Annotated in this window: 19 protein-coding genes; 16 read left to right on the top strand and 3 right to left on the bottom strand. The window is 59.4% G+C overall.

Translation table 11 applies throughout. The annotated features are described in order from the left end of the window. Positions 1 to 438 precede the first annotated feature (438 nt). The 5 genes from pstS (at position 439) to EJ997_RS07835 (ending at position 5,851) form a co-directional block, all read left to right on the top strand. Positions 439 to 1,662 carry a phosphate ABC transporter substrate-binding protein PstS gene (pstS, locus tag EJ997_RS07855; RefSeq protein ID WP_228201430.1) on the top strand — a complete coding sequence of 408 codons (1,224 nt, stop codon included), beginning with the start codon at positions 439 to 441 and terminating at the stop codon, positions 1,660 to 1,662. Positions 1,663 to 1,746: 84 nt separating this feature from the next. Next, positions 1,747 to 2,868, top strand: coding sequence for a PstC family ABC transporter permease (locus EJ997_RS07850; RefSeq protein ID WP_407644330.1), 1,122 nt, complete (start codon positions 1,747 to 1,749; stop codon positions 2,866 to 2,868). Continuing rightward, positions 2,865 to 3,959 (top strand): phosphate ABC transporter permease PstA, encoded by a 1,095-nt coding sequence (gene pstA, locus EJ997_RS07845; protein WP_228201429.1) that lies wholly within the window; start codon positions 2,865 to 2,867, stop codon positions 3,957 to 3,959. Before EJ997_RS07850 ends, pstA begins: the two co-directional genes overlap by 4 nt. Before the next feature lie 42 nt (positions 3,960 to 4,001). After that, positions 4,002 to 4,781: a phosphate ABC transporter ATP-binding protein PstB gene (gene pstB, locus EJ997_RS07840; RefSeq protein WP_126704061.1), complete on the top strand. Its 780-nt coding sequence runs from the start codon at positions 4,002 to 4,004 to the stop codon at positions 4,779 to 4,781. A gap of 383 nt (positions 4,782 to 5,164) precedes the next feature. After that, a complete protein-coding gene (locus EJ997_RS07835) occupies positions 5,165 to 5,851 on the top strand; it encodes a cyclase family protein (RefSeq protein ID WP_126704060.1) in 687 nt (228 codons plus the stop codon). On the opposite strand, the gene EJ997_RS07830 is transcribed toward EJ997_RS07835, so the two are convergent. Then, complete coding sequence (locus EJ997_RS07830) at positions 5,848 to 6,426, bottom strand: FadR/GntR family transcriptional regulator (protein ID WP_228201428.1); 579 nt, start codon at positions 6,424 to 6,426, stop codon at positions 5,848 to 5,850. The two genes, EJ997_RS07835 and EJ997_RS07830, sit on opposite strands and share 4 nt — an antisense overlap. A 561-nt stretch (positions 6,427 to 6,987) precedes the next feature. Here EJ997_RS07830 and EJ997_RS07825 point away from each other — a divergent pair. The 7 genes from EJ997_RS07825 (at position 6,988) to EJ997_RS07795 (ending at position 14,840) form a co-directional block, all read left to right on the top strand. Further along, positions 6,988 to 7,737 (top strand): hypothetical protein, encoded by a 750-nt coding sequence (locus EJ997_RS07825; protein WP_126704059.1) that lies wholly within the window; start codon positions 6,988 to 6,990, stop codon positions 7,735 to 7,737. Positions 7,738 to 7,878: 141 nt separating this feature from the next. After that, positions 7,879 to 8,436, top strand: a complete 558-nt coding sequence (locus tag EJ997_RS07820; protein ID WP_126704058.1) for an FABP family protein — start codon at positions 7,879 to 7,881, stop codon at positions 8,434 to 8,436. Beyond that, positions 8,433 to 9,494: a CAF17-like 4Fe-4S cluster assembly/insertion protein YgfZ gene (ygfZ, locus tag EJ997_RS07815; RefSeq protein ID WP_228201427.1), complete on the top strand. Its 1,062-nt coding sequence runs from the start codon at positions 8,433 to 8,435 to the stop codon at positions 9,492 to 9,494. The genes EJ997_RS07820 and ygfZ overlap by 4 nt, the downstream gene beginning before the upstream one ends. Then, positions 9,491 to 9,808 carry a DUF2516 family protein gene (locus EJ997_RS07810; RefSeq protein WP_126704057.1) on the top strand — a complete coding sequence of 106 codons (318 nt, stop codon included), beginning with the start codon at positions 9,491 to 9,493 and terminating at the stop codon, positions 9,806 to 9,808. Before ygfZ ends, EJ997_RS07810 begins: the two co-directional genes overlap by 4 nt. Then, positions 9,808 to 10,230, top strand: coding sequence for a D-aminoacyl-tRNA deacylase (dtd, locus tag EJ997_RS07805; protein WP_126704056.1), 423 nt, complete (start codon positions 9,808 to 9,810; stop codon positions 10,228 to 10,230). Before EJ997_RS07810 ends, dtd begins: the two co-directional genes overlap by 1 nt. Before the next feature lie 87 nt (positions 10,231 to 10,317). Further along, positions 10,318 to 12,852, top strand: a complete 2,535-nt coding sequence (locus tag EJ997_RS07800; RefSeq protein ID WP_126704055.1) for an ATP-dependent Clp protease ATP-binding subunit — start codon at positions 10,318 to 10,320, stop codon at positions 12,850 to 12,852. A gap of 350 nt (positions 12,853 to 13,202) precedes the next feature. Then, on the top strand, positions 13,203 to 14,840 hold the full coding sequence (locus EJ997_RS07795) for a formate--tetrahydrofolate ligase (RefSeq protein ID WP_126704054.1): 1,638 nt from the start codon (positions 13,203 to 13,205) through the stop codon (positions 14,838 to 14,840). A gap of 240 nt (positions 14,841 to 15,080) precedes the next feature. On the opposite strand, the gene EJ997_RS07790 is transcribed toward EJ997_RS07795, so the two are convergent. After that, on the bottom strand, positions 15,081 to 15,635 hold the full coding sequence (locus EJ997_RS07790) for an HdeD family acid-resistance protein (protein ID WP_164719884.1): 555 nt from the start codon (positions 15,633 to 15,635) through the stop codon (positions 15,081 to 15,083). A 185-nt stretch (positions 15,636 to 15,820) separates the two neighbouring features. On the opposite strand from EJ997_RS07790, the gene ppdK reads away from it, so the two are divergent. Both ppdK and EJ997_RS07780 read left to right on the top strand, forming a co-directional pair. Next, the gene (gene ppdK, locus EJ997_RS07785) at positions 15,821 to 18,538 is read left to right on the top strand and encodes a pyruvate, phosphate dikinase (protein ID WP_126704052.1); all 2,718 of its coding nucleotides are present in this window, start codon (positions 15,821 to 15,823) and stop codon (positions 18,536 to 18,538) included. Between the two features lie 328 nt (positions 18,539 to 18,866). Next, positions 18,867 to 19,322: a ribose-5-phosphate isomerase gene (locus EJ997_RS07780; RefSeq protein WP_126704051.1), complete on the top strand. Its 456-nt coding sequence runs from the start codon at positions 18,867 to 18,869 to the stop codon at positions 19,320 to 19,322. A 93-nt stretch (positions 19,323 to 19,415) separates the two neighbouring features. Here EJ997_RS07780 and EJ997_RS07775 read toward each other — a convergent pair whose 3' ends face one another. After that, positions 19,416 to 20,360 carry a LysR family transcriptional regulator gene (locus EJ997_RS07775; protein WP_164719883.1) on the bottom strand — a complete coding sequence of 315 codons (945 nt, stop codon included), beginning with the start codon at positions 20,358 to 20,360 and terminating at the stop codon, positions 19,416 to 19,418. Between the two features lie 185 nt (positions 20,361 to 20,545). Here EJ997_RS07775 and EJ997_RS07770 point away from each other — a divergent pair, with 185 nt between their 5' ends. After that, on the top strand, positions 20,546 to 21,565 hold the full coding sequence (locus tag EJ997_RS07770) for a tripartite tricarboxylate transporter substrate binding protein (RefSeq protein ID WP_164719881.1): 1,020 nt from the start codon (positions 20,546 to 20,548) through the stop codon (positions 21,563 to 21,565). A gap of 90 nt (positions 21,566 to 21,655) precedes the next feature. Next, on the top strand, positions 21,656 to 22,234 hold the full coding sequence (locus tag EJ997_RS07765) for a tripartite tricarboxylate transporter TctB family protein (protein ID WP_126704048.1): 579 nt from the start codon (positions 21,656 to 21,658) through the stop codon (positions 22,232 to 22,234).

Below are 22,234 nucleotides of genomic sequence, written 5' to 3'. Positions count from 1 at the left end.
GTGAGCCAGCTCAGGGCCCGCTGGTAGCTGAGCTGTGGACTCGCCGGTGGTTAGATCGAATCGCCAAGCCTTGCTTCGCCCCCGCACATTCCCCGCTGAACGATCTGCCGTGGGGCAGATGTGGGAGAGAGTGGTGGGGCGCGACACCCCGCCAGCGTGGTGTATTGTGCCCGGCCGCAACCCTGTGCGCGGGGAATCACCTGAATCGTGATGATGTTGTTACTTGATTCTTGAGCTCAAGAATTTTCCGTCTTAGTAGGACGAAATGGTCATTTCGAGCGGATTTGACACGCTAAGGGGCCAAGCCGTGATCTGATTCATAGCAGTGTTAACCAACTGTTTACCCTAAACCGGTTTTGTGGTCACCAAGCCCGCTTAGCGTAGATCCCGGTCCGGAGCTTCGCGCTCTCCCAGAACTATTGAAGGATGGAAACGACCGTGAACATCACCCGTTCCCGCAAGGCAGCATCGCTCGCACTCGCTGGCGCCCTTGCTATCACCCTGACCGCCTGCTCCGACGACTCGGATACCGAGGAGACGACTGGAGTGGAGGAGACCACGGCTGCGGAGGATACCACCGACGCCGAGGAGACCACCGAGGAAGATTCCGAGGAGCCGACCGAGGACGAGGGCGACGACACCGCTGGTTCGGTTGACGTCCCCACCCCGATCGCTGACCTTGGCGTCTCTGGCACGCTGAATGGCTCTGGTGCTTCCTCGCAGCAGAACGCCCAGCAGGCTTGGCGCGATAACTTCTCCGCCGACCACGGCGTGACCGTTAACTACAACCCGACCGGTTCGGGCACGGGTCGCGAGCAGTTCATCGGTGGCGAGGTTTCCTTCGCCGGTACCGACTCGATCCTCGACGAGGAAGAGGTTGCAGCTGCTGCGGAGCGTTGTGGCTCGGAGCTTCTTGAGCTTCCGCTCTACATCTCGCCGATTGCTGTTGCTTACAACCTCCCGGGTGTTGACTCGCTCAACCTCTCGGCAGCTAACATCGCCGCAATCTTCAGCGGTGAGATCACCAACTGGAACGACGACGCAATTGTCGCCGACAACCCGGATGTTGACCTCCCCGACCTTGAGATCGTTCCGATCAACCGTGCAGACGACTCGGGTACCACCGAGAACTTCACGCAGTACATTGTTGAGGCTGCTGGCGAAGAGGCATGGCCCTACGAGACCGGCGATGTTTGGCCGATCTCGGGCACGCAGTCCGCGGAGAAGACCAACGGTGTTGTCGACCTCACCGCTCAGACCGAGGGTGCAATCACCTACGCTGACGCTTCGCAGATTGGCGACCTCGGTGCCGCCAACGTCGAGGTCAACGGCGAGTTCCTCGAGTACTCGCCCGAGGCTGCTGCCGCGATCGTCGACGGCTCCGAGCCGACCGAAGATGCAAACGAGTACATCCTCACGGTTGACCTCGTGCGCGATGGTTCGATCGCTGACGCCTACCCGGTTGTCATGATCTCCTACATCATTGCTTGCACCGAGTACGACGACGCTCAGGAAGCCGCTAACGTCAAGGGCTACCTCTCCTACATGGCATCGGACGAGGGTCAGCAGGCCGCGACCGCAGCCGGCGGCGGTAACGCCCCCATCTCCGACGATCTCCAGTCGCGCGTTATGCCCGCGATTGACGCCATCGTCACCGAGTAATTGCTCGAGCAGTTAATAAAGTAGCCTAATGGCGGGCTGGCCTATGGCCAGCCCGCCATTCAGTGCTCAATTAAGGAGTTTCGCGTGTCTACAGTGACAACGAGAGACGAGGCGAAGAAGACTCGGAAGCGCTCTGTCGGTTCAACCGGCGATAAGACGTTCCGCGGTTTTGCGTACGGAGCTGGAATCGCGATTCTCGTGCTTCTGGGCGCCGTTGCGTTCTTCCTTCTCCTCCAGTCGTACCAGGTCTATACGGCCTCCATGGAAGAGATCCAGGAGGATGTCGGATTCGCTCAAGTTGGTTCTGAGCCGCTGTCCTTCTGGGGATACGCAGCCAGGGCACTGTTCGGCACGGTCCTCTCTGCACTGATGGCTCTTGCCATTGCAGTTCCTCTTGCCATTGGCATTGCCCTCTTTATCTCCCACTTTGCTCCGAGGCGTCTCGCTCAGCTTCTCGGATATATCATTGACCTGCTCGCAGCCATCCCCTCCATCATCTTCGGTATGTGGGGTATGTGGACGCTTGAGCCTCTGATGAAGCCCATCTTTACCTGGATGGAGGACTACCTCCGTCCCATCATTGTGTTCTTCACCGGCGATTCCGAGATGGTAGACGGCGAAGAGGTGTGGAGCGGTGGACTGCCGTTCCTGGCCTACCCCGCCGAGAACTGGGAATGGTGGCCGATCCAGCCCGACGTCCTCACCGTCTCCGCCGGACCCGCCCGTAACATCGCCATGGCTGCTGTCATCCTCGCGATCATGATCCTTCCGATCATCACCTCCCTATGCCGCGAAGTCTTCATTCAGACCCCGCGCCTCCAGGAAGAGGCAGCAATGGCACTGGGTGCCACCCGCTGGGAAATGATCAAGATGACGGTGCTCCCCATGGGACGCTCCGGCATGGTGTCCGCCGCAATGCTTGGCCTGGGCCGTGCGCTTGGTGAAACGATGGCGCTCCTTATGGTTCTGTCGGCCGGCCTGCAAATCAACTTCAACGTTTTCTCGGTCGGACAGCACTCGACAATCGCTTCGCAGATCGCTCTGCGCTGGCCCGAGGCCAGTGCGGGAACCGCTGAGAATCCGTCGCTCGAGCAGCCGTTCCTCATTGCGCTCGGCTTGCTCCTCTTCGTCCTGACATTCATTGTCAACTTCATCGCGCGCGGCATTGTGAACCGTCGTAAGGAATTCTCGGGGGCTAACGCATGACCACCTTGACTGAAAACGAAATCATGGGGACCAAGAAGTCGTCTACCCACGGTAATCGCCTTCCCCGCTGGTTCACCCCCGCCATCATCGTCGTCTCGGCCGCGCTGTCACTGTTCAGCCTGAACACGTGGGGCTACGAGGGCATCACCCCGATCGCCTCGGTCGTCCTCACGATCATCTTCTACCTGGTGGTCGCAACGGCAATCTCCTTCCTTGTAGAAGGCCGTCGCTACGCAACCGACCGCCTGATTTCCGGCCTCATTACGACCGCGTTCCTCGTGGCCGTTGCCCCTCTCATCTCCCTTCTGTGGATGGTCGTGGAGGCCGGTGTTGGATCACTGGACTGGGAGTTCCTTACGAACGACAAGGACGGCCTGACGCTTGAGGATCACGCTTCCGGTGCGGGCCACGCCCTCGTCGGTACGCTCGTCATCACCGGCACGACCGCGCTTATCGCGGTCCCGCTGGGCATCATGACCGCCGTTTACCTAGTCGAATACGGCCGTGGCTGGCTCTCCCGCACGGTGACGTTCCTCGTCGATATCATGACCGGTATTCCGTCGATTGTTGCCGGTCTGTTCGCAGCAGCGATGATCCCAACGATCGCGGAATACTTCGTTGGGAAGTCGGAGGCACTTCAAATGAAGACGGGCTTCATGGGCGCGGTCGCGCTCGTTGTTCTCATGACACCGATCGTTGTCAGGAACACGGAGGAGATGCTCCGCATCGTCCCCAACGAACTGCGCGAAGCCTCCTATGCGCTGGGTGTCACGAAGTCCCGAACAATCATCAAGGTTGTTCTCCGTACCGCACTGCCCGGCATCGTTTCCGGCGTCGTCATCGCTATCGCCCGCGTTATCGGTGAGACCGCCCCGCTCCTTATCACCACCGGCACAACCAACGTATTCAACTGGAACCTGTTCACCGGATACATGGAAACTCTGCCGACATACGTTTACGCTTCTTGGAGTAACCAGCAGACCCGCGAACTCGCGTGGTCGGGCGCCCTGACGCTCATCATCCTGGTTCTCCTGCTCAACCTCATAGCCCGATTCATTGCCAAGGCGTTCGCGCCGAAGGGCGAAAAGTAAGCCGGTATCCCGGCGTAATGAAACCCTGGAAGGAACAATCCTGTGAACGAAGGCATTGACGTCTCAAACCTCAACATCTACTACGGCGACTTCCTCGCCGTAGAGGATGTCACCATGCACATTGCACCCCGCTCGGTGACGGCCCTCATCGGCCCCTCCGGCTGCGGTAAGTCGACCTTCCTCAGGTCGCTCAACCGCATGCACGAGGTCATTCCGGGCGCATACGTGGAAGGCGACGCCGTCATTGACGGCAAGAACATCTACGGCCCCGGCGTTGACCCCGTCGACGTCCGAGCATCCGTCGGAATGGTGTTCCAGCGTGCGAACCCGTTCCCGACGATGTCGATCGCGGACAACGTCCTCGCTGGCGCAAAGCTCAACTCTCGCAAAATGAGCAAGTCCGAAGCCGATGAGCTCGTCGAGTTCTCGCTGCGCGGCGCCAACCTCTGGGAAGAGGTCAAGGACCGCCTCGGACGTCCCGGCTCCTCCCTGTCCGGTGGCCAGCAGCAGCGCCTCTGCATCGCCCGCGCCATCGCGGTCAAGCCCGAGGTGCTCCTCATGGACGAGCCCTGCTCGGCTCTCGACCCGATCTCGACCCTCGCCATCGAGGACCTTATCCGTGAGCTCGAGAAGGACTACACGATCGTCATCGTCACCCACAACATGCAGCAGGCCGCTCGCGTGTCGACGATGACCGGGTTCTTCAACATTGAGGGCACCGGCAAGCCCGGCCACCTCATCGAGTACGACACCACGGAGAAGATCTTCTCCAACCCCTCGAAGAAGGACACCGAGGACTACGTCTCGGGCCGCTTCGGCTGATACCCGGGGACACGGCAGGAATGATCAGACCGGCCGCCAACCCAACCAACGAGTTCGCATCGAACTGACTGTGCGCCCGCCACCCGGCGGGCGCACAGGGCTCTACGGGCAGATATCTCAGCAGTACCGATGGTCGCTATCCTCACGTATCCACTTTTGCTCCGAGGGATTGAACGAGGAACGCTGGAAACGATGACGGAAAAAAGCCCTATGAAAGTAGTTTGAGAACCCGCGGGGAATCCTCACCCGGGAAGTTCATCGAGCTTTCTCAACCCACTCTGAATACGTTCCCATCGCTTTGTAAGGGTAACCTTATTCTCGCTTGCCAGTCCTCAGAGGTCTGAGGTGAATTGTTGCCACACTCACAACGAAGGAGAACAACGATGTTCGTACACCTTGCCCATGTCCTGGACCCGAAAGATGTTGCATGGCCGGGAGAGCCCGTCATCAGCATTGAGCAGGACACGCACCTGTCGGAGACCGGAAAGCCGTTTAACTCGCACCTCATCACCCTGCCGAACCACTTCGGTACGCACATGGATGGACCCCGTCACTTCAACACGTCGGGTACCCCGTTCGATGAGCTACCGATTGAGACCTTCGCCTACCACGGCGATGAGATTCTTCTCGTGGACCTCCCGCACCGTAACGGCGCCGAAGAGATCGTCACGAAGGAAGACCTCGAGCCCTATGCGGACGAGCTGAAGGGCAAGCGCCTCCTGCTCCTGGGCACCGGCTTTGAAGAGAAGCGAGAGTCGGATCCCGATACCTATCAGAACCGCGGCGTCTCCATCCACTCGGGCCTGTCCAAGTGGCTGAACGAAGAGTTCCCGGAGCTTGCCTGCATCGGCATGGACTGGATGTCTATTGCGGCACCGACCAACGACCACGGCCCGGAGGCACACCGCTGGCTGCTCGGCAACTACAACGACCACATCATCACCGGTATCGAGGACATGAGCCTCGCACCGATCGGTGATAAGAAGATCAAGTTCCTCACCATGGGGCCGCTCCGCATCAAGGGAGTCGACTCCGCACAGGTCAACGCGATGGCGTTGCTGGAGGACTAGGCCTTCACCGGCTCATCCGACAGGTGCGTGGCGATATCGTCCGCCGTCTGCGTCATGTGAGCTCTCATCGCATTCTTTGCCCGATCCTCGTCGCCATCCTCGATGGCGGCGAGGATCACCTTATGATGCTCGGTTGCCCGGTTGCGAATACTCTCATCGGAGCTCGTCAGCTTTCGTGAAGCAGAAAGGGCGTCCTGGAGCGGAATCATGATGGCAGACAGAAACGGGTTCTTGCTTGCCTTAAGAATGGTCGTGTGGAATGCAAGATCCGCTTGGGTCACGCCCGTAATGTCTCCGTGCTTTTCCGCAACGGAGTAAGTCTCGAGGTGCTTTCGGAGAGCGGTAATGTCGTCGGCGGTACGGTTGCGGGCAGCAAGCCCACACGCGCCGACCTCGATCATGCGGCGAAGCTCGATGAGTTGAAGCCCGATCCGCCGGGGCGACTCGGTGTGGATGAATGCCGCGATCATTGTTGGCAGGTCCGTCCATGAGTCGATCGGATTAACGAACGTGCCGCGACCGTGCACAACCTTGAGGACGCCGCGCGTTGAGAGTGAGCGTACGGCCTCCCTCATGGTGGGACGGGAAACCTCAAGGAGCGTAGCGAGATCCGCCTCCGGGGCAGTGGCTCATCGACGCTAAATTCACCGGAATAGATCCTCGACAGGATGTCGTCGACGGCAGCTGTAACCCGATCAACGGACATATTTGCTCCTTCTCATTGTGCCCGTTCATTCTCTCACGCGCGCAACGGTGATGAGCAACTGAAAGGCCATAATCGCACGTCCCGTGCGTTTAGAGCGGATGTCCGAAGAAGAAAATAAGTTAGCGCCGACAGAGTCGGCGCTAACTGTGCGACACCGAACCGGATAGCGCCTGTCGGCGCGAAGGCCACTCGTAGTGGCAATAGTTGGAGCCCGGGGCTTTCGCGATCCGGTGCCGTGACACCATTCTTACCGTCTTTCACCGATTCGTCAATCTGTTACCCCGATCACCAGAACGATCTCTCTTCCGTGCAACTACTTTTTGGTAACCATGCACGTATTTGCAGGTCGGGGGCGAATGCGACCTATCTGGGGAGCGTGATCCTGGCCGTTTAACGTGGTTACGTGGCCCAATCATGGCAAGATCGGAACGTGGCCTTTGGAATTGAAACGCGGATGAGTGCGAACGCTCGAGCCCTGACAACGATCGTCGGTGCGGGTGTTCTGTTCGGGGCTTCGGCTCTCGGAGCGGAGGCGATGGCGGTCGCCAGCGGCCTCATTGGCATGTTTCTCGCATTCGGCTGGTCCTTCCTTATCGAGCTGCCCAACCCGGGTACCGCCCGCAGGGTTATTGTCGGCACCGCAATCGCGACCGCGTTCGTCGCCTACTTCCTGACAATCAGGGAACTCACGTTCCTGGCCGGCTTTGTCGTGATCGCGGGCTTTGTGGCTGAGATGGCGAGAAAGGATGGCAGGCCCCGCCTGCTCGAACAGATCTCCGGTACCGTCTCGGGCTCGATGCTGGCGTTGATGGCGGGGCTGTGGACGAGGTCCCTGCTCGTTGAAAGCGATGGCGTGGATGCCATTCAGGTTGTCCTTATCGCCATTGCAGTCGCCACCCTGCTGGAGATGCTGATCCCGCATTCTCTTCGACACCTTCGCCACGTCGTCTACATGGTGGGCGGATTTCTTGGCGGCTTGCTCTTCATGCTCTTCGCGGACCTGGCCTGGTACGCGGCGGGGCTCACCGGTTTGGCCGCGGGCGCAATCCTTGCGATGTTTGATTCGATCCTTCGCAGGCTACCGCCCGCCACGCGCCGCAGGCCCGGGTTTGCGCTCGCCATGGTGCCGCTCTGTGCGGGTGCGGTTGTGGCTTACACGCTGACCCTCATTCTGGCCTGATCGGGCCGCAGAGATCCTTGCGGATCTGTCCGTAAAGCTCAGTTCATGTGGCATGAGTCCACCGGCATGGATTGGGATGTTGGGACCCCGAGCCGCATTTGTCACGTTTCGCCCGTGTGCCCGGTTCGCTAGGCTTAGGACATGTTTGAAATTCCGGAGAATCTGGCACCCGAGACGTATCCGATGGCGTGGCTCGTTGGAACGTGGCGGGGCTACGGCTCGATCGGCTACCCCGGTATTGAGCAGGCACCCATGATTTGCGAGCTCGAGGTGTTCAACAATGGTGGCCCGTACCTGACGGTTAACGGAACCTGGTACCTGGCCAACGAATCGATCGAGAAGGTCGATATGGAGCTCCCCGGAGATCAGGGTGTTGCTCAGCTGACCGAGGAGCGCCTATGGCAGGCATTTACCGGCTTCCTGCGTCAGTCACCGGAGAAGGAGGGGGAGCTCGAGGCAATGATCGCATCCCCCGATGGGCGAGCAACACTTTTTGTTGGTGTTGTGAAGGCCCCTCGAATGAACCTCGTATCAGACACGATCGTCCGTTCCGCGACCGGTGCGCATGTTGATGCTAGCCAGCTCCAGGTTGCGATGGTCGATTCCGATCTACTGTTCGCCTACGACATGTCGGCGTTCGGTGAAGAGATGCAGTCGTACGCGGCAGGTCGTCTCAGCAAGGTGAGGGAGAACAATTGATTCCTGCAGAACTTCCCGGAGCTGTCCTGGGCGACGGCATTGATGATGCTGTCCCGGCACACTACGGATCTCCTGCTCGCGAGCAACGGGCGCTGATGGCGGGGGAGGCACTCGTTGATCTCTCCCACATGTGCGTCGTCACGGTCACGGGCCCCGACCGTCTGTCGTGGGTGCATAACCTGACGACTCAGCACATCATGAATCTTGAGCCGGGTGTTTCGACCGAGCTCATCCTGCTGACCGCCGAGGGACGGATTCAGGTTCCCGCGGCCGTCGTTGATGATGGCGAGACGCTCTTCCTCATCGCCGATGTTGGCCAGGGGGAGGAACTCGCAGAGTTCCTCCAAAAGATGAGGTTCATGCTCCGCGTGGAAGTAACTCTCCGGGACGATCTTTCCCTGCTCGGTGGCATCGGCGAATTCGCGGTGCCGCGCGCGGTTATTACGTGGCAGGACCCCTGGCCGAACGTGCCGGCCGATTCCGTTGCCTACGGCGTTCCTGCTGAGGAACATCCCGCGTTTGGTCGCAAGCGCTTTATCGCGCTAGTTCCCACCGCCGAGAAGTCGGAGGCCCTCGATGAGTGGGGTGGGAAGATGGCGGGAATGCTGGCCTGGGAGGCCCAGCGGATCGTTGACCTGCGCCCCCGGCCCGCACTTGATAGGGACGAGAAGTCGCTTCCGCACGAGTGGGACTGGCTCCGCTCTGCCGTTCACCTGAACAAGGGCTGCTATCGCGGGCAGGAAGCGATCGCTCGCACCGTGAATCTCGGGCGCCCGCCCCGCCGAGCTGTCCTGCTTCAGCTCGATGGTTCGGAGGAGCGCTTGCCGGGTCCCGGCACCGAGATTCTCATGGGTGAGAAGGTTGTCGGCACAGTGACCAGCTCGGGACGGGACATGGACGAGGGGCCGGTTGCCCTCGGTCTTCTCAAGAGGAACACTCCGGTTGATGCGGAACTGACCGTTGACGGGGTGCCTGCCCTAGCCGAAGTGATCGTCAACCCCGACGGTCGTACGGAACTGTCGTACGAGCGCCCGAAGGTACGCCGTCTCCCATCATGAGCCCCGGTCTTCTCTTCAACTACTTCATCCTCGCCCTGTTCCTGTGGGCGATAATTGATGCCGCCACGCGGCAGAAGGCCGCCTTTGACTGGGCGGGAACGATGGGCAAGTGGCAGTGGGTGCTCCTGCTGATCGCTGCTGGCGCTTTCCGCGCCGGTCTGCTGACGACCAGAATTCCCTTCGGCTTCATCATCTCCCTCGCCTGTTTCGTCCTGGTCGTCTACTACCTGGGTTCGATCAAGCCAAAGCTGGATGAACTACCCCGCCGCGGCAATGGGCGCGGCAGAGGCAATAGCGGCAGGGGGTCCTGGTAGTGCGCGCCGTTATTTCCCGGGTCACCAGCGCGAGCGTGTCAGTTGACGGAATCACCGTGTCGTCGATTGATCGGGGTCTTCTCGTGCTCCTTGGGGTAAAGCCCGATGATGGGGATCGGGAGATCGAGCTAACCGCGCGCAAGATCGCGGACCAGCGGATCTTTGAAGACAGAAGCGTCGCGGAGGCGGGGCTCCCCGTTCTTCTTGTCTCCCAGTTCACCCTCTACGGGGATATCCGGAAGGGCCGGCGACCCTCCTGGTCGCATGCTGCGCCCGGTGATGTTGCCGAGCCGATGTACGAGAAGGTTGCCGAGCGCCTGCGCACCGACCATGGGCTCACCGTCGAAACGGGAGTATTCGGGGCAATGATGGCGGTGGAGTCCGTCAATGACGGGCCGTTTACTCTCTGGTGGGAATGTTAACTTCCGTCTGCTAACGCCAGCGGCGAACACAGGCATAGGCCTCCGGATCCTTTCGTTAGAGTAGGTGAAGCTATTAAAGGAGGCGCAATGTTCGAACGGTTTACTGACCGTGCGCGGCGCGTAATCGTGCTGGCTCAGGATGAGGCTCGCAACCTCAAGCACAAGTACCTGGGCACGGAGCACATTCTGCTCGGCCTCATTCGTGAGGGTGAGGGTGTCGCAGCGAAGGCCCTGGAGGCCCTCGACATTTCCCTGGACGATGTACGCGTCCAGGTCATTGACATTATTGGCGAGGGGAACGAAAACCCCTCCGGCCACATTCCCTTCACGCCGCGTGCGAAGAAGGTTCTTGAGTATGCCCTGAGGGAGGGCCTGCAGCTTGGGCACTCCTACATCGGAACCGAGCACCTCCTCCTCGGCCTGCTCCGCGAGCAGGATGGCGTTGCCGCGAAGGTTCTCGTCAAGCTCGGTGCCGACCTTGGACGGGTACGCCAGCAGGTTAACCAGCTCATGAGCGGCTACCAGGGCAAGGAACCCGTCGGAGCTGGCACCGGCCCCCGCGAGGGCCAGAAGGCCGGTTCGACCGTTCTTGACCAGTTTGGCCGTAACCTCACGCAGGCCGCGAGGGAACGCAAGCTGGATCCCGTTATCGGACGCAACACCGAGACTGAGCGAGTCATGCAGGTGCTGTCCCGCCGCACGAAGAACAACCCCGTTCTCATTGGCGAGCCCGGCGTTGGTAAGACCGCCGTTGTCGAGGGCCTTGCCCAGTCGATTTCCTCGGGAGATGTCCCGGAGACCCTCCGTGACAAGCAGCTGTACGCGCTCGACATGGGTTCGCTCGTTGCCGGCTCCCGCTACCGCGGTGACTTCGAGGAGCGCCTTAAGAAGATCCTGAAGGAAGTCAACACCCGCGGTGACATCATCCTCTTCATCGACGAGGTTCACACCATGGTTGGCGCCGGCGCCGCAGAGGGCGCGCTCGACGCGGCTTCGCTACTGAAGCCCATGATGGCTCGTGGCGAGCTCCAGATCATCGGTGCCACGACTCTCGACGAGTATCGTAAGCACATTGAAAAGGACGCGGCACTTGAGCGTCGCTTCCAGCCCATCCAGGTGGATCAGCCGACCGTCGAGCAGACCGCCGACATCCTTCGCGGGCTCCGCGACCGCTACGAGGCTTTCCACCGTGTCACCATTACGGACGACGCGATCGAGGCAGCGGCGACCCTCTCGGATCGCTACGTGAACGACCGTTTCCTGCCGGATAAGGCCATTGACCTGATTGATGAGGCCGGTGCCCGCCTCGCGATTCGGAAGATGACGGCGCCGCCGGAGCTTCGTGAGCTCGACGAGAAGATCGCCGACGTTCGCAAGCAGAAGGAATCCGCGATCGATGGCCAGGACTTCGAGAAGGCTGCCGCGCTCCGCGACAAGGAACAGCGCCTCGCCGAGGAGCGTGCCGAGAAGGATAAAGCATGGAAAGCGGGCGACATGGACCAGGTGTCCGTCGTCGACGAAGACCTCATTTCAGAGGTACTCGCTATGTCCACCGGTATCCCCGTCTTCAAGCTCACCGAGGAAGAGTCGCAGAAGTTGCTCCGCATGGAGGACGAGCTGCACAAGCGGATCGTTGGCCAGGACGAGGCAATCAAGTCCCTGTCCCAGGCAATGCGACGCACTCGTGCAGGTCTTAAGGACCCGAAGCGCCCCGGCGGTTCGTTCATCTTCGCCGGCCCGACCGGTGTTGGTAAGACTGAGCTGGCAAAGGCGCTCGCCGAGTTCCTGTTCGGCGATGAGGAAGCACTCATCACGCTCGACATGTCGGAGTACGCGGAGAAGCACACCGTTTCCCGCCTCTTCGGTGCCCCTCCCGGCTACGTCGGATACGAGGATGGTGGACAGCTGACCGAGAAGGTTCGCCGTCGCCCGTTCTCCGTCATCCTGTTTGACGAGGTGGAGAAGGCTCACCAGGACCTGTTCAACTCGCTCCTGCAGATCCTCGAAGAGGGTCGCCTCACGGACTCGCAGGGACGCGTTGTTGACTTCAAGAACACGGTCATCATCATGACGACGAACCTCGGCACGAAGGACATTGCCCGCGCACAGAACACCGGTTTCCAGGTGGTCGGCGACACCGGCACGTCCTACGAGCGAATGAAGTCGAAGGTGAATGACGAGCTGAAGCAGCACTTCCGGCCCGAGTTCCTCAACCGTGTTGACGAGACCATCGTCTTCCCGCAGCTCACGCAGGACGAGGTCCTCAAGATCGTCGACCTCATGATTGCGCAGCTGGCAGAACGCCTCGCGGTCCAGGAGATGAAGATCGAGATCTCTCAGGATGCCAAGGAGCTCCTTGCAGAGCGCGGCTACGACCCGGTTCTGGGTGCTCGCCCGCTGCGTCGTGCAATCCAGCGAGAGATCGAGGACGCACTGTCTGAGAAGATCCTGTTCGGCGACCTCAAGGCTGGCCAGACCATCCGCGTGGACGTCGACAAGGAGAACATTCCGATGTCGTTCACGTTCGAAGGTGATGATGTCGAGGCTGATAAGGAAGCCGAAATTGATCAGGCCGTCGATGAACTCGACGACACCGCACTGGAAACCGGCCCACAGCAGTAACACCGGCAGGTAGCGGGCCCAGAGCCTGACTGAATAATGTAACCGAAGGGAGAAGAAACAATTCTTCTCCCCTTCGGCGTACCCGATAAAACTATTGACCCCGTGTTACTCCGCCGTTGCCTAGTCTGGGACCGTTGTTCCCTGATCGCACAGGATGAAAGACGGCGCGTTGGAAGGAGCAAGACCTTGTTAGCCTGCTAGGTAAGCAATAGATGTTGAGAGCTTCATGTGGGATAGTTCTGAGGTATTTTCCTGTTCCGGATTGCGCTGCTGCGGGTGGAGACTGAACTGGTGCAAAGAGGGTCTGATTACCGCACGGTAGGTGGGGTTTGACAGCATATTCTGAAATCATGACGCGTACTTCTCACCCGATTTCAGCCGTCGCCGCATCACTCAACATCCCCGATGATGCTCTTCTCCGATACGGCCACGACAAGGCCAAAGTCGACCTGGACTGGCTGTCGTCCCGCCCCGAAAACGACTCGAAGCTTGTGCTGGTGACGGCAATGTCGCCAACGCCCGCCGGGGAAGGAAAGACGACAACATCGATTGGCTTGGCGGACGGGCTCAGAAGAATTGGCGAAGAAGCCGTTCTTGCACTGAGGGAGCCGTCCATGGGTCCCGTGTTCGGGATGAAAGGAGGGGCGACCGGGGGTGGTAAGGCGTTGCTGGTTCCCGAGACCGATATCAACCTGCACTTTACGGGAGACTTTGCGGCAATCGCGGAGGCCAACAATCTTCTTGTTGCCCTCGTCGATAACCACATCCATCACGGTAACGAACTGGGGATTGATCCGCGGGCCGTCGGGCTTCGCCGTGCAATCGACGTTAACGACCGGACGCTCCGCACAATCATTACCTCGCTCGGGGGCCGAGCAAACGGCGTCGTGAGAGAAACCGGTTTCGACATTACGGCTGCCAGCCAGATTATGGCTGTCCTGTGCCTGGCGGAGTCCCCCGACGACCTGAAGGACCGGCTCGCCCGGATCGTTATTGGGGACCGGTTTGATGGTGGAGAAGCCACCGTTGCTGACCTCGGGGTGCAGGGCTCACTCACCGCGATTCTGGCCTCGGCACTTGCACCAAATCTCGTTCAGACCCTGGAGGGAACCCCCGCTTTTGTGCACGGCGGACCGTTCGCGAATATTGCTCACGGATGCAACAGCATTATCGCGACGAGGGCAGCCTTGGCCACGGGCACAATTGCGATCACTGAAGCGGGCTTCGGGGCAGATCTTGGGGCGGAGAAGTTCATTGACATAAAGTGTCGCCAGTCTGGGCTACGACCGGATCTTTCCGTGGTTGTCGCAACCGTCCGCGCCCTCAAATACCACGGCGGTGTTCCGCTGGCGGAGTTAGCGGAAGAAAACGTTGATGCTCTGCGTGCGGGAATCGTTAACCTGGTCCGTCACGTCGAGAACCTCCAAGGAGTGTTTGGTCAGTCGGTTCTTGTTGCCCTCAACGAGTTTGCCACCGACACGGAAGTGGAGATCGAGGCGGTTAAGCAGGCTCTTGCCCCGCTTGGCGTCCATGCTGTGACAAGCTCGCACTTTGCGAATGGGGGAGAGGGCGCCACCGACCTTGCTCGGGCCGTTCTGGAAGAACTCAAGACCCCGAGCCGGACAACGTTCTGCTATCCCGATGAGGCAGGGCTCCAAGAGAAGGCCCTGAACGTTGCCACCCGGGTTTATCGGGCTGGCGGAGTCACGTGGACGGCCTCGGCAAAGAAGGAGATCTTGCGCCTGGAGGAAAGGGGCTACGGTCACCTCCCCGTCTGCATTGCCAAAAGCCAGTACTCATTCGCCTCGGAGAAAATGCTTGGCGCACCCACCGGGCACACGCTACCGATCCGTGAGGTCAGGCTCTCGGCCGGTGCAGGATTCGTGGTGCTCATTGCGGGCTCGATCATGACCATGCCGGGGTTGTCCAAGCGGCCAGCGGCACTCGATATTGATGTAGTGGACGGAGAGATCGTCGGCCTGCACTAGAGATCGCACTAAAGACCAGAGGATCGGGGTGTTGATAAGGGGGTGGTCGTCGACGCTCGCTAGCTCTATTTCCCGGTGACGTTCTGAACGCGTTGGGAGGGGCTTGAGCCCCGTTCAACGCGTCTTCCGCTCAACGGGTCTTCCTCTCAACGGGTCTTCCTCTCAACGCGTCTTCCGTCCAACGCTACGTCGGTCGAAGCCTCGCGTCCCGTTCGAGGCCTTGCATGCTTGCGTGCTTGCCTAACGGGGCTCGGGTTCTTCCGGTGGTGCGATGGACCGCAGGGTCCAGCCGATCCAGGTGAGGAGCGCACCCCAGGAGATGGAGCCGATACCGATGGTGATGGCAATGGCGGCGATACCGGTCCACGGTTGGGCAATGACGAGAATGCCGGCGATGACAAGAAGGATTCCGCCGAGGGCGGGGAGCCACCACTTCTCGGTCAATGATTTGATGGAGAAGGCCGAAATGAGGGTCCAGAGGCCGAGGGCCAGCGCCCAGGCTCCCATGATGATGATCAGGAGCGAGGCCGCAGTATCTGTCGCTACTAAGGTCCATATTCCGACGACTCCGAGTATGACTCCGGCGAAAGTGATTGCGGTGCCCTTAGCGTCTTCGTACTTCTTGAGCCCGACGTAAATGAGAAAACCGCCCTGGACGAGCAGGAAGATGGCGAAAGCGATGATAAGGGTGCGGAGCGTGATCGCGGGCATGGCAATTGCCAGGACACCGAAGACGATGGCGGCTATGCCTCCGAGGAAAGGCACCCACCAGGAGCGCGTGAGAAATGAGAACATGCCCTTTTTTGCCTCCTGCCGTGGAGTTTTCAGCATATCTGCCATATGTCATGCATGTCACGTTCCGTTGGAACATAATGGAGAGACGGATGGTGGGACCTTGGTCGCTCACTGAATGGGACCAAGGTGTTAACTTGATTCGTGACGTAATACACATTACGGACAGGGTCCAACGGAGGAAACTGATGACCAAGTACGTCTACGCCTTCACCGAAGGTGATAAAGACATGAAGGATCTGCTGGGCGGTAAGGGTGCCAACCTCGCAGAGATGATGAAGCTCGGAATTCCTGTACCCCCAGGGTTCACAATTTCAACGGAAGCCTGCCAGACATATCTGCAGTATGGCTATTCCCCCGATTCTCTGCAGGTGGAGGTGACCACCGCACTGCGCCAAATGGAAATGGATATGGGTAAGAAGCTCGGGGAGGCCGAAAATCCGCTTCTTGTGTCCGTCCGTTCCGGCGCCAAGTTCTCCATGCCGGGCATGATGGAGACGGTCCTCAACATTGGCCTGAACGACGAATCTATTCACGGCCTCGCCGAGCGTTCCGGTAATCCGCGCTTCGCGTGGGACTCCTATCGGCGCCTGATCCAGATGTTCGGCAAGACCGTTCTCGACATCGACGGTGACTACTTCTCGGATGCCCTCGATGCTGCGAAGGAGTCGCGTGGAATCACGCATGATACCGAGCTAGATGTCGAAGCTCTCAAGGAGCTTGTTGATGAGTTCAAGGCAATCGTTGAGCGCGAAACCGGTAATCCCTTCCCGCAGGATCCCCGCGAACAGCTCGACGGTGCCGTTGAGGCCGTGTTCCGCTCCTGGAATACGGACCGCGCACTAATCTACCGCCGCCGCGAGCGCATCCCCCACGACCTTGGCACTGCCGTCAACGTGCAGGCGATGGTGTTCGGCAACATGGGTGACAAGTCGGGAACCGGTGTCTGCTTCACCCGCGACCCCTCTTCGGGGCACTCCGGCATTTATGGCGACTACCTCGTTAACGCACAGGGTGAGGATGTCGTTGCCGGTATCCGCAACACCCTGGCTCTCGAGGATCTCGAGCAACTCGACAAGAAGTCGTACGACGAACTGCTCGACACGATGCACACGCTGGAAACCCACTACCGCGACATGTGCGACATCGAGTTCACGGTTGAGGAGGGTAAGCTCTGGCTTCTGCAGACGCGCGTTGGTAAGAGGACGGCGTCCGCGGCCTTCAAGATCGCGGCTCAGCTTGTTGAGGAGCGCCTGATCACTCGCGATGAGGCCCTAACCCGCGTGAACGGCGAGCAACTCACCCAGCTTCTCTTCCCGCAGTTCGATGACGAGGCCGACAAGACGGTCCTGACGAAGGGTATGGCGGCGTCCCCGGGTGCCGCCGTTGGCGAGATCGTGTTCTCGAATGCGCAGGCCGTTGAGCGCACCAACGCTGGCGCGGATGTCATCCTGGTCCGCAGGGAAACGAACCCTGATGACCTCGAGGGCATGGTTGTTGCTTCCGGCATTCTTACCGCGCGCGGTGGTAAGACCTCCCACGCTGCCGTGGTTGCCCGCGGCATGGGCCGTTGCTGTGTTGTCGGCGCCGAAGCCCTGCAGGTGAATGCCGCCGAAGGAACGCTCACGGTGCGCGGCTCTGACCGCGTTCTCAAGGCCGGTGACGTTATCGCGATCGATGGCACGTCCGGTGAAGTCTTCCTCGGGGAGGTCCCCGTTGTTCCGTCGCCGGTCACGATCTACATTGAGCAGGGCCTGGATGCTGGTCTAGCGGCCGCCCAGGATGAGGCGACGAAGGAACTTGTTACCTCGGTCCACCTGCTGCTCACGCACGCCGATAAGCGGGCCCGCCTGACGGTCCGTGCGAATGCGGACGCTCCGGAGGATGCTGCTCGGGCACGCGCCTTTGGCGCCACCGGTATTGGATTGTGCCGCACCGAGCACATGTTCCTTGGCGACCGCCGCCAGCTCATCGAAAAGGTCATTCTTGCTGATTCGGGAGAGGAGCAGGAAGAAGCATTCGATGCTCTCGGCCCGCTCCAGCGTGGCGACTTCGTTGGTATCTTCGAAGCGATGAATGGTCTGCCCACCACGGTCCGTCTCATTGACCCACCGCTCCACGAGTTCCTTCCGGACCTCACGGAACTGTCGGTCAAGCTTGCCGTCAAGGAAGCGCAGGGCGAAGGGGTTACGGCAGAGGAGAAGAAGCTTCTTGAGACCGTCCGCGAGAATCATGAACAGAACCCCATGCTGGGTCTGCGTGGTGTCCGCCTTGGTCTGAAGCTTCGGGGACTGTTTGGACTTCAGATCCGCGCCATTGCCGAAGCTGCGGCCGACCGCATTGAGGCCGGGGGCGATCCGAAGCCGGAGATTATGGTTCCGCTCGTTGGCTCCGTCCGCGAGCTCCAGATCATCCGTGAGGATGCTGTGGAGATCATCGCGAAGGTCGAAGAGGATCGTGGCGTTAAGCTCGACATTCCCGTTGGTGCCATGATTGAGCTTCCTCGCGCGGCAATCACCGCCGATTCGCTCACCGAAGAGGCTGACTTCTTCTCGTTCGGCACAAATGACCTGACGCAGACCGCGTGGGGCTTCTCCCGTGACGACGTGGAAGCAACATTCTTCAACGAGTACTTCGATCTCGGCGTCTTCGGTGTATCGCCGTTCGAGTCGATCGACACTCGCGGTGTTGGCAAGCTTGTCTCCATCGGCATGAAGAATGCTCGCTCGGTGAAGCCGGAGATCCAGTGCGGTGTCTGTGGCGAGCACGGTGGAGATCCGCAGTCAATCCACTTCTTCCATTCGGTTGGGCTCGACTACGTGTCCTGCTCCCCGTTCCGCGTCCCCGTGGCACGCCTCGAGGCGGGCCGCGCAGCGGTTTCGAACGAGGCTCCTGACGAGGTCTAAAGCATCTATCCGCACCCCGAAGCGGGAATCTCGCTACTTCTCCTGAGCGGATCCCCTTCACGTGCTCGTGGCCCTGCACGTTATCCCGTGTGGGGCCACGGTTCTTCAGCTTTAAGCGGGTTTTGCGGATAGCTCTGGACCTGCGACGGGGTAAAGGCGGTAACCTGGGAACTAGCAACCCGGGGGTTCGCGAACGTGGATCGCCGGGCGGCCAAGAGGACGGAAAACGTTGCTTGCAGGCGGACCTGATATCGCGGAAAGACTTCCGCGTCGGGTACCCGTGTGCCATGCGTTCAAGCTGTCGCAGTTGATCTGAAAGGAAGACACCATGGGTTTTCGCGTTGTAGTCGCCGGTGACATTGCCGGTGTGAATTATAAGGATGCAATCAAGGCCGACCTCGAGGCAGATCCCCGGGTCGACGAAGTCATCGACGCCGGCGTCAAGCAGGGTGAGGACATCGACTACCCGCACGTCGCAGTCGACGCGGCACGCATGATTGCTGAAGGCAAGGCCGACCGCGGCATCTTCGTTTGCGGGACGGGCATGGGCGTTGCGATCGCAGCGAACAAGGTCAAGGGTATTCGTGCCTCGACCGCACACGACTCGTTCTCCGTTGAGCGTCTCGTGCTGTCGAACAACGCACAGGTCCTGTGCCTCGGTGAGCGCGTCATCGGTAAGGAGCTCGCACGCCGCCTGGCCAAGGAGTTCCTCAACTACGAGTTCGACGAGACCTCGAACTCCGCTAAGAAGGTTGACGCCATCTGCTCCTACGAAGAGGACTAATCTTCGACCGACTATCGCGATAGTCGGCTAATCAATATTCAAGCTGTGCGCCCCTCAACGTGAGGGGCGCATTGCTTTGCATTGGTGCATCTTCTATAGATCGGAGTGGGTGATTGGAACGGTTCCGTCGGGTAATTGGGTCTCGTAAACAATGTCGATAAATGCCTGCATGGCGGCATTGAAGGGACGTGCGGGATTCCATTGGAGGAAGACCCGGCGTGCCGCTAGCTCGTCATTGATAACGCGATAGGTAAGACCGCGGTGATCGCATGATTCGTAGGCCAGGAGATTAATGATGGGGATGAGGATCCCCGCCTTCGCCATGTTGAATAGTGTCTGGGGTTGCTCGGTGAAATAATTGGAGCGCGGTCCCGAGACTCCCCACATGTCGAACCGACTTCTCATATCGCGGTCGATACCTATCCCGGGGGCACCGGTTGTGCCGACTTCAAACTGGTTGAGTTCGTCCGGATGAATGCTTCCCTTCGTCGCCGCGAGAGGGTGGTCCTTGGGGAAGACCGCGAGTATTGGCTCGCCCCAGAGGGGTTCAATTGAACTACTTTCTGTGCTGGTCGTTGCACTGTCAACGCGAATAGCAAGGTCGACAACGCCATCGAGGAGGTTGTCCAAGAGAACGTCGGTTGTGCGCTCAGTGATGTCGACTCGGATCCGAGGATATTTGTCTTTCAATGCCCGCAATACCTGGGGAAGGAACATTGCCGAAATGGAGGGGACTGTGCCGATGGTGAAGTGGCCTCGCACCTCGAGATTGAGCTGATCCATCTCGTCGATCGCCTCATTGAGATTCTTGATGGCACGGCGAGCGTGATCGAGAAAAACAATGCCTGCTTCCGTCAGCTCGATGGGGTTGCATGACCTGTTAACGAGCTTATGTCTCACGGCCTTTTCAAGCTCTGCAATATGGACGCTTACCCGGGACTGACTGCAATGCAGGGAGTGCGCGGCACGGGAGAATGATTGAAAGTCTGAAACCGCGATAAATGTCTCGAGCCAGTCAATTCTATCAATCGCTGCCATCCCTACCCCCATGTCTCAGTTCACATGGAGTTTACAACGTTATTGCGAAATCAAATAATGCGTATGCAGGATTTGCACAGATTTTGACTTAAATTCCTGAAGAACCTATGCCAGGCTTAGGGTCAACGGTTCACAAGGATGTGTATTGGAAGGGTTGAACTATGCAAATTTCAAAACTTAGGAACATGGGAGTTGTGTCGCTTGTCGCACTTTCGATGACTCTCGCCGCTTGCTCGAATGATTCGGATGAGGGTGCAGAGGGCAACGGAAACGGTGGGGACACTGACGATGTGTGTAACGTCGCGCCCGATTACCCGAGCGGTCCGGTTGAACTAATCGTTCCGTGGTCGGCCGGTGGTGGTACCGACCAGGTGGCACGATCGCTTGCCGCTGAGCTCTCGGATGACCTCGGTGTCCAGGTCAACGTTGTTAATCGCACTGGTGGTGGCGGCGTCATTGGCCACTCGGCCATGGCGGATGCCCCGAATGATGGCTCGTCGATGGGTCTCGTAACGGCTGAGATCGGCATGATGCACTGGCAGGGTCTGACAGATCTGTCAGCTGAAGACCTGCAGGCAGTTTCCCAGGTCAATGCAGACCAGGCTGCTGTTACCGTCGCGGCTGACTCGGAGTTTGAGACGATCGAGGATCTCCTTGCCTACATTGAGGAGAACCCAGGCGAACTGACCTCCTCGGGTACGGCCCAGGGCGGTATTGGGCACCTTGCCATGCTTGGCATGCTGATGGGTGACGATATTCCGATTGATGCCGTGACATGGGTTCCCTCTGATGGTGCAGCTCCTGCACTTCAGGAGCTCGTATCGGGTGGTGTTGACTTCATCGTGACCTCCTCGATCGGTGAGGTTCGCACGATGATCGATGCCGGCGAAGTTCGTACGCTCGCCATTATGGGTGAAGAGCCGGACTCTGCTTACCCGGACGTTCCGCTTCTCAGCTCGACCGGCAACGACTACATCGGTGGTACCTGGCGTGGCATTGTCGTCCCGACCGGCACCGACGAGAATATTGTCGAAGAGCTTGATTGCTACATTTCAGGCATCGTCGAAGGTGACGCCTTCAAGGAGACCATGTCCGCAGCTGCATTCTCGATTGTCTACCGCGATACCGAGGAGTTTACGCAGTTCATGGCCGACTACGACGAGTCCATGGGGACTGTCATGTCCGAAGCTGGACTGACCGAGTAGCCAACGCTAACGAAACAAAGATGGTGCGGTACCCGCGTTTGCCGGTACCGCACCATCATTAAAAGACCGTGTGAGAAGGCAAGGACGCAGATGACCACGCCAGAGAACAATTCAACTTTAGAGAGACAGAGATCCATTCCGGATATCGTCCTCGCCGCCATCGTTATTGTCGGCGGGATCGCGATTATCATTTATGCCTCCGGCATGAAGCTACTGAACACTGGCCAAATGGGGCCTGGACTTTTCCCGACGCTTATTGGTTGGCTCCTCATCATCTTCGGTGCAGTCCTCCTCTTCCAAGGTGTACGCGGCAAGGCTCCCGCAGCAGATGACGCGGATGTCGAGGTTCTATCCGCAGAGGAATACGAGCAGAGCCACGAAGTCCAGACAGGGGGAGAGGGCGGCGCATACGCGCTCGTTGCAGAGTCTCCTGGGCGCCTTCTTTTCAATGGCCTGGTGGTTGTCGCAGGCATTCTCGCCTATATTTTCCTGGCCGATACTCTCGGTTTCATCATCACCCTGTTCGCTGTTCTATTCGCGATCATGGTTGTCCTGCGGGAGAAGGTGTTGATGGCTGCAATTTACTCGGCGGCCTTCACAATCGTCCTGTACCTCGTATTCGAGAAGGGGCTGCTCGTTCAGCTCCCCAATGGAATTCTGGGGTTCTAA

Origin of the sequence: Flaviflexus ciconiae (genome assembly GCF_003971195.1) — a bacterium.
GTDB lineage: Bacteria > Actinomycetota > Actinomycetes > Actinomycetales > Actinomycetaceae > Flaviflexus > Flaviflexus ciconiae.
The sequence above is the reverse complement of the archived record's forward strand: the minus strand, read 5'-3'. Positions and strand labels throughout refer to the sequence as shown.

Coding starts and splice junctions, on each gene's coding strand:
- EJ997_RS07790 (WP_164719884.1), bottom strand. CDS start 15,635: ATGTTCTCATTTCTCACGCGCTCCTGGTGGGTGCCTTTCCTCGGAGGC.
- EJ997_RS07770 (WP_164719881.1), top strand. CDS start 20,546: ATGGGAGTTGTGTCGCTTGTCGCACTTTCGATGACTCTCGCCGCTTGC.
- EJ997_RS07765 (WP_126704048.1), top strand. CDS start 21,656: ATGACCACGCCAGAGAACAATTCAACTTTAGAGAGACAGAGATCCATT.
- EJ997_RS07795 (WP_126704054.1), top strand. CDS start 13,203: ATGACGCGTACTTCTCACCCGATTTCAGCCGTCGCCGCATCACTCAAC.
- EJ997_RS07830 (WP_228201428.1), bottom strand. CDS start 6,426: ATGAGGGAGGCCGTACGCTCACTCTCAACGCGCGGCGTCCTCAAGGTT.
- EJ997_RS07810 (WP_126704057.1), top strand. CDS start 9,491: ATGAGCCCCGGTCTTCTCTTCAACTACTTCATCCTCGCCCTGTTCCTG.
- EJ997_RS07835 (WP_126704060.1), top strand. CDS start 5,165: ATGTTCGTACACCTTGCCCATGTCCTGGACCCGAAAGATGTTGCATGG.
- EJ997_RS07820 (WP_126704058.1), top strand. CDS start 7,879: ATGTTTGAAATTCCGGAGAATCTGGCACCCGAGACGTATCCGATGGCG.
- ppdK (WP_126704052.1), top strand. CDS start 15,821: ATGACCAAGTACGTCTACGCCTTCACCGAAGGTGATAAAGACATGAAG.
- pstA (WP_228201429.1), top strand. CDS start 2,865: ATGACCACCTTGACTGAAAACGAAATCATGGGGACCAAGAAGTCGTCT.
- EJ997_RS07775 (WP_164719883.1), bottom strand. CDS start 20,360: ATGGCAGCGATTGATAGAATTGACTGGCTCGAGACATTTATCGCGGTT.
- EJ997_RS07800 (WP_126704055.1), top strand. CDS start 10,318: ATGTTCGAACGGTTTACTGACCGTGCGCGGCGCGTAATCGTGCTGGCT.
- EJ997_RS07780 (WP_126704051.1), top strand. CDS start 18,867: ATGGGTTTTCGCGTTGTAGTCGCCGGTGACATTGCCGGTGTGAATTAT.